Below are 12,157 nucleotides of genomic sequence, written 5' to 3' on the forward strand. Positions count from 1 at the left end.
GGCTGAGGGCCCTCAGCCGCGACGGCGCAGCTGGGCCAGGGCTTCGTCGTCGAGCCGCCCGCCGCGTTCGGCCAGCCGGGCGCCGATCCGCTCGCGGTCCTCGGCCGTCTTGTTCCCGCCGAACTTGAACTTCGCGCGCACGCCCGTGATCGTGAACTCGATCCCGCGGATCCCCGGCAGCAGCCGCCGGTCCGGGGCCTCGGTCGCGCTCACCCGGGCCCGCGCGCCGTCCGGCTCGAAGTGGCGCAGCTGCTCGTCCAGCAGAGCCGCCTTCGCGGCCGGGTCGTCGACCAGCCGCACGTCGCCCTCGAGCTGGACCGTCGCGTAGTACGACGTCGGCACCCCGAGCTCCGGGTCCGCCGCGGTGTTCCAGTCCGCGCGGATGTAGGTGTAGTCGTCGACCACCGTCAGCAGTGCCCGGGGGTGCTCCTCCAGCAGCGGCCAGATCGGGTTCGGGCGGGCCAGGTGCGTGAGGACCGTGCGGTCGCCGTCGAACGCGAAGTGCGCCGGGGTCACCACCGGGAGGTCACGCCCGGAGCCGCCGGCGATGAGCTGGCCGAAGTCGTGCACGGACAGCCAGCCGCGCCATTCGTCGTCCGAAGCGGCGTCCCAGGGGTGGATCAGCATGACCCGAGTATCACCGGGACAAGTGGCACCGAGAAAGGGCCATTTTCGGGCTACTTCTGATGTCCACTTTCGGCGAGCTCGTCCTCGGCGAGGATCTCCGCGACGGACTTCCGGCGCGTCGGCGTCTCGGCCGACGCCGTCAGCGCGCCACCGGGCTTGAGCTCGCGCACGGTGAAGTACAGCCAGCCGAGCAGCGCCATCGTGCCGAACGCGAGCCACTGCAGCGCGTAGGACAGGAACGGCCCGGAGTCGGTCTGCGGCAGCGGCAGCGCGCCCAGCACGCCGGGCTGACCGGTGTCGAGCTGGAAGTACCCCGGCCGGATGTCGAGCTTGCCCGCCCGCGCGACCACCTTCGAGTCGACGACGTAGCTCTGCAGCTGCCCACCGGTCGACGCGTCGGCGAAGGCGTCCCGGTTCTTCGGGTCCGTCTCGTCCGCGCGGGCCCGCGCGGTGACCTGCACGGTCCCGGCCGGCGGCGGTGCGTAGGGCAGCACGCCGGACTTGCTGTCGAGCCGGACGTAACCGCGGTCGACCAGCACGACCGTGCCGTCGGTCGTCCGCAACGGCGTCAGGACCTCGAAGGCGCCTTCGCCCTGGACCGTCCGCAGCCGCGCGACGACCTCCTTGTCCGGCAGGTACTGGCCGGTGATGGAGACGAGGTGCCATTCGGTCCGCGGGCCTGGCGCGGCTTCCGCGGGCAGCAGCTGCGCCAGCGGCAGTGGTGCCGCGGTGAACGACGCTTCGAGGGCGGAGTTCTGCTGCTCGCGCTCGGTGTTGCGGCTGAACTGCCAGGGCGCCAGCAGCGTGTAGCAGCAGACGGCGAAGGTGAAGACCACCGCCGTCAGGGCCAGCCACCCGGGCCGGAGCAGGAACCGCAACCGCACCCCACCACGGTAGGCCGTGCCCCACCCGGGCCGCCCTCCGACCTCCGTCACCTGTGACGTCGGCCGGGACGAACCGCCCGAGCGGGGCGAACGCGGCTCAGCGGTCCAGCCGCCACTGCTGGCTCGGGTTCCCGGCGACGCAGGCGGCGGTGATCACCCGCGTGCCCGGGTCGTTCGAGCCCAGGTCGGCGCAGAGGCCGTTGTGGTTGCGCAGCGTGCCGTCCCCGGGCGCGGTCCACTGCTGGCTCGGGTTGCCCGGCTGGCACGCGATCATGATCAGCCGGCTGCCGGGGGTGTTCGAGCCGAGGTCGGCGCACAGGCTGTTGGTGTTGCGCAGCGCCCCGCCGAGCAGCCCCCAGCGCTGGCTGACGAGGTCCGCCCCGCAGGCGACCATCGTGATCGGCGTGTTCACGGCGTTCGAGCCGAGGTCGGCGCAGAGACCGTTGCTGTTGCGCAGCGTGCCGTCGCCCTTGAGGAACCACTGCTGGCTGAGGTTGCCCTCGGCGCACCCGACGGTGATCAACGGCGTGCCCGGCGCGTTGCTGCCGATGTCGGCGCAGGCGCCGGCGGCCGTCCGGAAGGTGCCGTCACCCGGGAAGCGCCACTGCTGTTCGGGCCCCGCGGTGCAGGGCGCGGTGACGAGCGCCGTCCCGGCGACGGCGACGCAGCGTCCGTCCGCGGTGCGCACGGTGCCGTCACCGGGCAGCGTCCAGTGCTGACCGGCGGCGCACGTCGTGAGGGTGACCTGCGGGCCGTCGCCGGTGCAGAGGCCGTTGAAGTTGCGGATCGCGTACGGCGGGATCTGCGCGCGGACCCAGTCGGTGATCTCGTCGAGGCGGGTTTCGGTGGTGCCCTGCCGCGTTTCGGTTTCGCCGAGGCACCCGTGCTGCCACGACGTGGCGTTGACCGCGACCAGCTCCGTGACACCGCCGGTCTCCCGCAGCGCCGGACCGCCCGCGTCCCCCTTGCAGGTGGTGGCGTCCGCGGCGGTGATGGCCAGCGTCGTCGTGGTGCTCGACTGCACGGTGAAGTTCGCGGTGGACAGCTTGTCCGGCACCCAGGTCGTCGCGGTCCGGCCGTAGCCGGCGATCCGCAGTGTTTCGCCGGTCTGGACCGGCGACGTGGCCAGCGCGACCGGCGCGACCGTGAAGACGGGCGCGTCGAGCTGGGCCAGGGCCAGGTTCCGGTCCGCCCTGGGGACCAGCGTGGTGATCTTGGCCGTCCGGCCGCCGACCGTCGCGGTGGCCGTGCCTGGCTGCGCCGGGTCGGCGAAGCAGGACGACGCGGTCAGCACCCACTGCGGTGCGACGAGCGCGCCGGTGCAGGCGCGGCCGGCGCTGGTGACCTTCGCGACGAAGGTGTAGGTCCCGTCGGCGGCTTGGCTGCCACCGGTGATCGCCGCGGCCGGCGTGGCGGTCAGGACCGCCGCTGCCAGTGCCAGGCCGAGAATTCTTGGGCGCACGCGGTTCCCCTCATCGACGACGATGCCGGAGGGCTTATCGGTGCGGTGGGGTGAGTGGTACAGACCTGGCTTGTGACGCCGGTCACGCGTGGGTGCGGACCCAGTCGAGCAGTGCCGGTACTGAGCGTTCGATCATGCCGAGGACGTCCTCGAAGCCGTCGTCGCCGCCGTAGTACGGGTCGGGGACTTCGGCTCCTTCCGGGGCGGATGGGTCGAATGATCGCAGCAGTCGGACCTTGCTGGGATCTTCGACGCGCTCGAGCAGGAACTCGACGTGGCCCTCGTCTGCCGCGAGCAGGAGGTCGGCTTCCAGGTCGTCGCTGGTCACCTCGGTGGCGACGTGCTCTGTCGGGTAGCCGTGGGCCTTCAGGGTGGCTCGGGCTCGCTTGTCGGCCGGCTCTCCGGCGTGCCAAGGGCCGATGCCGCAGCTTGAGACGCGTACGTCGTCGAGGCCGGCTTCTTCCAGCTTCGCGCGGAAGATCAGCTCGGCCATGGGGGAGCGGCAGATGTTGCCCGAACAGACGAAGACCAGGTTTGGCACTTCGTGAGCGTAACCGGCCGGGAATTCCCTCCGGCACCCCGAAGCTTTGATTGTGACTACGGCCGGCAGCACCGCGTCAAGGCGGGAAAGATGCCTTGACCCGGCGCCGCCGGCCGTGTTTTGGCTTCGGATCGGGGTGCGGGGGTCTGGGTCCTCGTCGGTGTGGGTTTGCGTGTTGCCTGCGGCGTTGCGTAACTGGCCGTTCACCCGGTCACCCGCTCGCTCGGCGGTACCAGCCGCCTGCGGCGGGCACCTAGCGTTCGTTGCGCGAGGACGTGAACCGGAAGGAGAGCGACATGCACGGGTGCTGCTCCAAGTGCACTGGTCAGGGCTGCGGCTGCTGCGGCAACTGCAACTGACGCGCCACCTCGGCGCTCCGGCGTCGGAACGCCGGAGCGCCCTTCCGGTCGACCCCTAAACCGCGCACGTTGCCGCGGTTGCCGCGCGCAGCGCTCGGGCGTGCAGGGCGTCGAAGCGGTGGACCACGTCCGCCACCCTTGCCGCCACCAGCAGGCGGGCCGGGCACGTCCGGGCCGTTCGCAGCTGCCGTGTTGCCGCCAGCTCGGCCAGCAAGCCCGTATTCATGCGGTCGATCGCCGGGCGGATCTCGGTCAGGTCGGGGCGGGTTGCCGGGGCCTCCGCCGGGTGCTCGGCCCACCTTGCGTGCAGGCCTCGCTGGACCAGTTTGCTCGCCTCGACCTGCGCGCGGAAGAACCGGACCGCCTCCGCCGGGTCCAGGCCCAGCTCCGGGGCGCGCGCCGCCACCGAGTCGTAGATCTGCTGCTCTCGGACCGGGTCGTCGATCGGGGACCCGGTGCCGTACTTCGCCGCCGCCACCTGGTCCGCGATGCGGACTCGCTGCGCCACCAGGTCCGTCAGCCGCCAGAGGGACGGCGGGGAAGCCGACGCCGGGACCGTGGCCAGCACGAGCGCGGTGATCACCGGCAAGAGCACAGCCAGTACTCGCATGAGCCGGGACCGTACATGCGAAGATCCCCGGGTGCCCGCACTTTCCGAAATCATCGCCGTGCTGGAGCAGGCGTATCCGCCCGTTCTGGCCGAATCGTGGGACGCGGTCGGACTCGTCTGCGGTGACCCGGCCGAGCCGGTCACGCGCGTGCTGTTCTGCGTCGACCCGGTCGCCGAGACCGTCGACGAGGCCGTCGAGCTCGGCGCGCAGCTGATCGTCTCGCACCACCCCCTGCTCCTTCGCGGCGTGCACGGCGTCCCGGCCGACACCGCCAAGGGCGGTCTCGTGCACCGGATGATCCGCGCCGGCCTCGCGCTGTACTGCGCGCACACCAACGCCGACTCCGCCGACCCCGGCGTCTCGGACGCGCTCGCCCAGGCCATCGGGCTGCGCGTCACCGGACCGCTGGAGCCGAACGAAGACGGCGTCACCGGCATCGGCCGCGTCGGCGAACTGCCCGAAGCCGAACCCTTCGCGACGTTCGTCCAGCGCGTCGCCGACGCGCTGCCCGCGACCGTCCCCGGCGTGCTCGGGGCCGGGGACGCCGGGCGCCCGATCCGCACCGTCGCGGTGTCCGGCGGCGCCGGCGACTCCTACCTGAAGCGGGCCACCGCGGCCGGCGTCGACGCCTTCGTCACCGCCGACCTGCGGCATCACCCCGCCGGTGAGCACCTGGCGAACCCGGGCCCGGTGCCCGCGCTCGTCGGGCTGACCCACTGGGCCAGCGAATGGCCCTGGTGCGGGCAAGCCTCGGCGGTCGTGGCGCGGGCGTTTGCGAGTAACGTCGACGTTCACGTCTCCACGCGGTGCACCGACCCGTGGAACGTCCGCGCCGAGCGCACATCGATTTAGAGGAGCACCGTGAAGGCCGAACCCGCCGTGCAGCGCCAGTTGCTCGAGCTCGCCAAGGTGGACGCCGAGCTCTCGCGCACCGCGCACCGCCGCCGCACCCTGCCCGAGCTGGCCGAGATCGACGCGGGCGAGAAGACCGCCCGCGAGCGCCGCGACGCGCTCGTGTCGGTGGAGACCGCCGCCTCCGACCTCGACCGCGAGATCGCCCGGGCCGAGAAGGAGATCGAGTCGGTGCGGGCCCGCGAGGACCGCGACCGCAAGCTCCTGGCGTCCGGCACGGTCAACGCGAAGCAGATGACGGACATCGAGCACGAGCTGCAGTCGCTCGAGCGCCGGCAGAGCGCGCTCGAGGACGACCAGCTGGAGCTGATGGAGCAGCGCGAGGCCCTCGGCCTGGACGCGCAGCGCACCGGCGCCGAGGTCGACAAGGCCGAGGCCGAGGTGGCCGCCGCCGTCGCGCGCCGCGACGAGGCGTTCAAGGACCTCGACACCACCCGCGCGCGTCGCGACGAAGACCGCGAGAAACTGCTGCCGCGCTTCCCGGAGCCGCTGCTCAAGCTGTACGAGCGGGTCCGCGAGCACAAGGGCATCGGCGCCGCGCTGCTGCGGGCCCGCCGCTGCGGCGCCTGCCAGCTGGAGCTGGACCGCAACACCGTCAACGAGATCAAGGGCGCGCCCGAGGACGACGTCATCCAGTGCGAGAACTGCGGCGCGATCCTGGTCCGGACCATGGAGTCGGGTCTGTGACCTTGCACGTCGTCATCGAGGCCGACGGCGGTTCCCGGGGCAACCCGGGGCCGGCCGGCTACGGCGCCGTGGTCAAGGACGGCGACGGCGAGGTGCTCGCCGAGCGGAAGGAAAGCCTGGGCGTCGTCACCAACAACGTCGCCGAGTACAACGGCCTGATCGCCGGGCTGGCCGCCGCGGCCGAGCTCGGGGCGTCCACTGTGGACGTCCGGATGGACTCGAAGCTCGTGGTGGAGCAGATGTCCGGGCGCTGGAAGATCAAGCACCCGGACATGCAGCCGCTGGCCGAGCGGGCCAAGGAGCTGGCCGCCGGCTTCTCGCGCGTCAAGTACGAGTGGATCCCACGGGCGCAGAACTCGCACGCGGACCGGCTGGCCAACGAGGCCATGGACGCCGCGGCGGGTGGCGCCACCGCCGGCCGGGCTTCGCGGACCGCCCGGCAGGCCACTCCCCGCGGGGCCGCCACCGCCGCCCCGGACCCGGGCACCGAAACGCCTGCCCTGCCGAAGCTGCCGACCCGCAAGCCCGACCGCGCGGCCGTGGCCTGGACCGGCGCGAAGGGCACCCCGACGCGGCTCCTCCTGCTGCGCCACGGCCAGACGGAGATGTCGGCGCTGCGCCGCTACTCCGGCCGCGGCGACGTCCCGCTCACCGAGCTGGGCCGCACGCAGGCCGCGGCGGCGGCGAAGCGGCTCGCCGCGATGGACGGCCTGGTCGTCGACGGCGAGGCGGTCCCGATCATCGCCTCGCCGCTCACCCGGACGAAGCAGACCGCGCAGGCCGTCGCCGACGCGCTCGGCGGCCGCGTCGAGACCCACCCGGGCCTCATCGAGACCGACTTCGGCGACTGGGAGGGGCTGACGTTCGCCGAAGCCGCCGACCGCGACCCGGAGCTGCACTCCTCGTGGCTGGGCGACAGCTCCGTGCCGCCGCCGGGCGGGGAGAGCTTCGACGTCGTGCACCGGCGCGTCCGCAAAGCGCGCGACGAGCTCATCGCCGAGCACGGCGGCAAGACGTTGGTGCTGGTCAGCCACGTGACGCCGATCAAGACGCTGCTCCGGATGGGCCTCGACGCCGGGCCGCAGCTGCTGTTCCGGCTGCACCTGGACCTGGCGTCGCTGTCGATCGTCGAGTTCTACCCCGACGGGAACGCGTCGGTCCGGCTGGTCAACGACACGTCCCACCTGGTCTGACCCACCGAAATGTGGGGTGGATCACGCTCAATGCCGACGCGTGGCCGACCCCGGATGGGGTATTGGCTACAGTGTCTCGACCGCGTCGCCGCGGTGGCGGGCCCACTGACGGGCTCACTTCATGGGGCGCCAGCTCGCGCGTATCCCACCGGCAGAAGCCTGCGGGCGGAACAGTGACGAGGACATGACGGCTAGCGCACTCACCGAGACCTCCCCGAGCGACGTCCCCGAGGACCCGGCGCCCGCGACGACCACGCGCGGCTGGGGCGCGCGCCTGGCGCCGGTGCTGGCCGTGCTCGCCGGCGTCGCGGCGGTCGCCGTCCACGCCACCCGCTACGGCCACTGGATCGTCGACGACGCCGCCATCACCTTCTCCTACGCCCGCAGCTTCGCCGACGGCCTCGGCCCGGTGCTGCAGCCGGGCGCCCCGCCGGTCGAGGGCTTCTCCGACCCGACCTGGATGGTGCTGCTCGGCCTCGGCAAGGTCGTCGGCCTGTTCGACCACGGCCTGCTGTTCGGCCTCCCGGACTACGTGCTGTTCCCGAAGGCGCTCGGCCTGTTGTTCACCGGCGGCATCCTGACGGCCTGCTACATCGCGGCGAAGCAGATCTTCGAGCGCTTCGCGTGGCTGGCCACCCTGGTCGTCGGCCTCACGCTGGCGACGATCCCGTCGTTCGTCATCTGGGTCGTCTCGGGCCTGGAGAACTCGCTGTTCGCGTTCGCGGTCGTCACGCTGGCGGTCACGCTGTTCGTCTCGGTCCAGCGCGAAAAGCTCCTGACGCCGAAGGTCGCGATCTGGGCGGGCGTCATGGTCGCGTTCGCCGCGCTGACCCGGCCGGAAGGCCTGATCTACGCGGGCGCGTACCCGCTGGCCGCGCTGCTCCTGCTGCGCGGCGGCCTGTTCTGGAAGAGCTTCCGGCTGGCGCTGCTGTCGGTGGCGGCGTTCGCCGTGCCGTTCGGCGCGTACGTCGTCTGGCGGCACGCGGAGTTCGGGCGGCTGCTGGCGAACCCGTCGGTCGCGAAGCAGCAGGGCCTGCCCGGGTTCGACGCGCTCAAGCGGCCGTTCGAACTGGTCGAGTACGCCGGCTGGGCGGGCGTGGTCCTGCTCGCCGCGGTGATCGTGTTCGCGCTGGTCAAGGCACCGTGGCGGCGGCCGCTGATCGCCCTGCTCGTGCCGCTGGCGTTGGGGATCATCGCGTACGGCGTGATGGTCGCCGACTGGATGTACCAGCACCGGTTCGCCAGCCCGATCTGGCCGCTGGCGGTCATCGCGGGCACGTTGTCGGCCGGTGAGCTGCTCCGCCGTCGCCGGGCGCTGCTGCGCGTCGGTGTGGTCGTGGTGCTGGTGGGGGCGTTCGTCCCGTCGGCCATCGGGTTCGCGCAGGCGGCGGACAAGTTCGCGGGCAACCCGAACATCACGGCGTGCCTGGTGGCGGACCGCTTCGGCCGCGGCTTCAACACGTACGCCGACATCCTGGGCATCCAGAAGGCGTCGCTGCTGCTGCCGGACCTCGGCGGGTCGTCGATGACCAGCCGGCTGGACCTGGTCGACATGGCGGGCCTGGTCAACAAGCCGATCGCGGACCTCGTCCACGACGGTGACATCCCGGGCCTGCGGAACTACGTGTTCGACACGGTGAAGCCGACGTTCATCCACTCGTGGGGCCCGTGGGCGGCGGGCAACGGCATCGCGCTGGATCCGCGCCTGGACCGCGACTACGTGCTGATCTATTCGTCGCCGATCGAGGGCCTGCGCAACGGCGACTGGGTCCGCAAGGACGCGGTGACGGACCCGGCCAAGCTGAAGGCGGCACAGGACTACGCGGCGAAGACGATCCCGGCGGTGGCGGCGGACCGCTTCGGCGGCCCACTGGACGACTGCGGCCCGACGATGAAGCCGGGCCAGACGATCACGATGCCGAACTGAGCCCGGACTCCGCTCGCCGGTGACCGCCCTGTTCGAGCACGCGCTGCGCCTGCACCGGCAGGCGCCGGACGCGCCGCTGCCCCGCGACGGCGAACCGTACCCGGACGGCGAACGGCATCGCCGGCATCGACCGGAGTCCAGGCAGGAGTTCCGCCTCCAAGGCGCCTCCGTCGCGCGAATCCTCGACCGGCACTTCGCCGATCCCGACGCGCCGGCCGGCGCCCTCGTCGACGCGTTCCACGACGTGCATGTCCCGATCCACCCCAACGAGCACATCGGCGCCGCGGCCCGGCGCGCCGAGCCGCGGCGAGTGCGCCGGACCGGCCGATGGCTGGTGCGGCACAGCACCGATCGCTGCTCGGTCACCGTCGGGCTGGCGCTGCTCGCGGCGGACCACGCCGAGCCGGACATCCCGCTGATCCAGACCATCGGGCTGCTGTCGGACCGCTTCGGGTCGCTGGCCGCCGAAGCGCTCATGCGTCGCCAAGGCGGTGCGGAAGCCCTGCTCTGGCTGGCTCGGCGCGTCACCGGCTGGGGACGGGTCTACGTCGTCGAGGCCCTGTGCCGGGTGGGCGCCGGGATCGCCCGGCCGTGGCTGCTGCGCGAAGCCTGCGACGGCGACTTCCTCAACGGCTACTTCGCCGGGAAGGTCGCCACCGCGGCGCACCTGCACGAAGCCGTCCTCGGCGGCGACCTCGACGACGACGTCGCCGATCACACCGGCCGGCTGCTGCGGATCATGACTGGCTGCGAGGGGATGGGCACGACCCTTGCCACCTACCCGCCGGCGGCCGCCGTGCTCGCCGCGCACTCGGCGTACCTCGCGACGCAGGCGCCGACCGTGGAGCGGTACCTGGTCGCCGCGAACATCGCCGGCCCGCTCGCGGAAAAGGCGCCTTCGGAGAACGGATGCACCCCGGCGCAGCGCGACGACGTCGTGCGGCAGTACCTCGCGGTGCTGAACCGCCAGGACTGGTGCGACGCCGTGCACGCGGGCTTCGACCGCGACGGCGAGTACGCGGCCTGGTTCGTCCCGAACGTCGCCACCCGGCTTTCCTTGCGTGCGTTCAGCTCGCCAGGCCGAGGCTGAGCCAGAGGGCAACGGTCGCCGCGGCCAGGCACAGGGGTGTCGTGATCGCACCGAGCGCGTGGAACGTCTTCGCCGACGGGTGGGCCGGCAGCGTCCGGCGCCACAGCAGCGTCGCCAGCGAGCCGAGGTAGCCCGCGTTCGGCCCGATGTTGACCCCCAGCAGCACCGCCAGCAACACCCCCGGTGCCGGGTGCGGGCCGAGCACCGACAGCAGGATCAGCGTCGCCGGGAGGTTGTTGACCAGGTTCGCCAGCACCGCCGCCACGCCCGCCGCGACCAGCAGGTCGAGCAGGCCCGTCGACGTCGGGAGAAGATCGGTCAGGACCCCGCCGAGGACGTGCTCCGAGACCGCCTCCACCACGACCGCCAGGCCGAGCACGAACAGGCACAGCTGCGGCGCCGCCTCCGTGACCAGCTGCCACGGCTTGATCTTGCCCATGGCCAGCGCCCGGACGCCGAGGATCAGCGACGCCAGCGCCGCGATCCACACCGGCTCGACGTGCCCCAGTGGGCCGAGGCCGAAGCCCACCAGCGTCAGGGCCAGGATGACCAGCGCGAACGTCGGGGTCTCGAGGTGCCGCTCCGGCGCCGCCGGTTCGCGCGGGCGCAGGTCGGCGGCGAAGAACCGCAGGAAGACCAGCAGTTCGATGCCGATCGTGACGAGCCAGGGCAGGGCCATCAGCGCGGTGAACCCGGCGAACGTCAGCCCCGAGGCGGCGAAGGCCAGCAGGTTCGTCAGGTTGGACACCGGCAGCAGCGTCGAGGCCGAGTTCGCCAGGTGCGCGCACGCGTAGACGTGCGGCCGGGCGGGCAGGCGGAGGCTCGTGGCCGTCGCGAGGACGACCGGCGTGAGCAGGACGACGGTGGCGTCCAGGCTGAGGACCGCGGTCGTCCCGGCCGCCGCGGCGAAGGTCAGGACCAGCAGCCGCCGGGGTTTGCCGTGGCACGCCTCCGCCAGGCGGTTGCCGAGCCAGGCGAACACGCCGTCGACACTGGCCAAAAAGGACAACAGCAGGATCGCGGCCAGGAAGCCCAGCGTGGGCAGGATCTCGACGGCCCGGTGCCCGGCCGCTCCGGGCCGCACGAGCCCGAGCAGGAGAGCGACCCCCGCGGCGGGCACGGCGGCGACGGCCTCCGGCCAGCCACGCGGCCGCACGATCGCGAAGACCAGCACACCGGCCAAGAGCGCCAGGCTGCCCGCGCCCGCCCAGAAGTTCACCCGCCCACGCTAACCGACGCCCACCGGACGGCGTCGGAGCCGGTCGGAGCGCCCTGAGGGGGGTTGTTTTGTCGTGGTTTGCGCTGGTCGTGGTGGGTTGACCGGTCGTGCTGACGCTCAGGCTCCTCCACCGCACACCGCATCGCCGAAAACACCGGGTTGGCCTGCTGCTGAGCCTTGCTCAGCGGTCGACGTGCTTCGGCTTTGTAGGGAGTGAGCACGACCTGCTCACACGATCCGCCGCAGACCGGGCAGTCACCGGTGTCCCGGACGTCTTTGTGCCAGCCGTGGAAGCCTTTGTCCCCGGCCGGGTCAGGCCGTGGGCGTGGGGGTGCTGGCGGATGCGCAGCCGGCGGGCGGCGGTGATATCGGCGGTCTTGTCCAGCAGCGCCGCCGCGCCGGAGGGCGGAGACGGATACGCCCGTGCCGGCTCCGAGGTGGGCCGGGCGCGGGTCGTGACGTAGCACCGCGAGCACGAGCAGGGCCGACTGTGCGCCAGCGGGACCGCAGCAGCTTCCGGTGGGCGCGGATCAGCTCGGCGACCAGGTGCAGGGTCTGTCGCGAGAGCGGAAGGGTGACCTGGTAGGAAAGAGGACCGAAGCCCTCGGCGGGTGATTGACTCACATCTCGATCTTGCCGAGGGCT

At 72.4% G+C, this 12,157-nt stretch carries 11 protein-coding genes; 5 read left to right on the forward strand and 6 right to left on the reverse strand.

The genetic code is table 11. From position 1 onward, the window contains the following. Positions 1-12: 12 nt before the first annotated feature. The 5 genes from M8542_RS27545 to M8542_RS27565 all read right to left on the reverse strand — a co-directional run bounded on the left by M8542_RS27545 (position 13) and on the right by M8542_RS27565 (position 4,483). A complete protein-coding gene (locus M8542_RS27545; protein ID WP_257923146.1) occupies positions 13-627 on the reverse strand; it encodes an FMN-binding negative transcriptional regulator in 615 nt (204 codons plus the stop codon). Between the two features lie 50 nt (positions 628-677). Beyond that, a complete protein-coding gene (locus tag M8542_RS27550) occupies positions 678-1,511 on the reverse strand; it encodes an SURF1 family cytochrome oxidase biogenesis protein (RefSeq protein WP_257923147.1) in 834 nt (277 codons plus the stop codon). Between the two features lie 97 nt (positions 1,512-1,608). Beyond that, positions 1,609-2,973, reverse strand: a complete 1,365-nt coding sequence (locus tag M8542_RS27555) for a ricin-type beta-trefoil lectin domain protein (RefSeq protein ID WP_257923148.1) — start codon at positions 2,971-2,973, stop codon at positions 1,609-1,611. Positions 2,974-3,055: 82 nt separating this feature from the next. Continuing rightward, entirely contained in the window at positions 3,056-3,514 is a 459-nt protein-coding gene (locus M8542_RS27560) for a low molecular weight protein-tyrosine-phosphatase (protein ID WP_257923149.1), read from the reverse strand. 414 nt (positions 3,515-3,928) lie between these two features. After that, a complete protein-coding gene (locus M8542_RS27565; protein WP_257923150.1) occupies positions 3,929-4,483 on the reverse strand; it encodes a chorismate mutase in 555 nt (184 codons plus the stop codon). Positions 4,484-4,514: 31 nt separating this feature from the next. Between M8542_RS27565 and M8542_RS27570 the strand changes: the two genes are divergently transcribed. The 5 genes from M8542_RS27570 to M8542_RS27590 all read left to right on the forward strand — a co-directional run bounded on the left by M8542_RS27570 (position 4,515) and on the right by M8542_RS27590 (position 10,293). Further along, entirely contained in the window at positions 4,515-5,336 is an 822-nt protein-coding gene (locus tag M8542_RS27570; RefSeq protein ID WP_257923151.1) for a Nif3-like dinuclear metal center hexameric protein, read from the forward strand. Positions 5,337-5,345: 9 nt separating this feature from the next. After that, complete coding sequence (locus tag M8542_RS27575; RefSeq protein WP_257923152.1) at positions 5,346-6,083, forward strand: zinc ribbon domain-containing protein; 738 nt, start codon at positions 5,346-5,348, stop codon at positions 6,081-6,083. Further along, complete coding sequence (locus tag M8542_RS27580) at positions 6,080-7,276, forward strand: bifunctional RNase H/acid phosphatase (protein WP_257923153.1); 1,197 nt, start codon at positions 6,080-6,082, stop codon at positions 7,274-7,276. The genes M8542_RS27575 and M8542_RS27580 overlap by 4 nt, the downstream gene beginning before the upstream one ends. Before the next feature lie 184 nt (positions 7,277-7,460). Continuing rightward, positions 7,461-9,203: a hypothetical protein gene (locus tag M8542_RS27585; RefSeq protein ID WP_257923154.1), complete on the forward strand. Its 1,743-nt coding sequence runs from the start codon at positions 7,461-7,463 to the stop codon at positions 9,201-9,203. A 19-nt stretch (positions 9,204-9,222) separates the two neighbouring features. After that, the gene (locus M8542_RS27590) at positions 9,223-10,293 is read left to right on the forward strand and encodes a hypothetical protein (protein WP_257923155.1); all 1,071 of its coding nucleotides are present in this window, start codon (positions 9,223-9,225) and stop codon (positions 10,291-10,293) included. Here M8542_RS27590 and M8542_RS27595 read toward each other — a convergent pair. Continuing rightward, positions 10,271-11,512 (reverse strand): SLC13 family permease, encoded by a 1,242-nt coding sequence (locus M8542_RS27595; RefSeq protein WP_257923156.1) that lies wholly within the window; start codon positions 11,510-11,512, stop codon positions 10,271-10,273. The genes M8542_RS27590 and M8542_RS27595 overlap by 23 nt on opposite strands. Positions 11,513-12,157: the final 645 nt, after the last annotated feature.

It is taken from the genome of Amycolatopsis iheyensis (genome assembly GCF_024703995.1).
Classification (GTDB): Bacteria; Actinomycetota; Actinomycetes; order Mycobacteriales; family Pseudonocardiaceae; genus Amycolatopsis; species Amycolatopsis iheyensis.

Bases quoted from the DNA above. Each gene is read 5' to 3' on its own strand.
- M8542_RS27545 (WP_257923146.1), bottom strand. From the start codon at position 627: ATGCTGATCCACCCCTGGGACGCCGCTTCGGACGACGAATGGCGCGGC.
- M8542_RS27565 (WP_257923150.1), bottom strand. From the start codon at position 4,483: ATGCGAGTACTGGCTGTGCTCTTGCCGGTGATCACCGCGCTCGTGCTG.
- M8542_RS27585 (WP_257923154.1), top strand. From the start codon at position 7,461: ATGACGGCTAGCGCACTCACCGAGACCTCCCCGAGCGACGTCCCCGAG.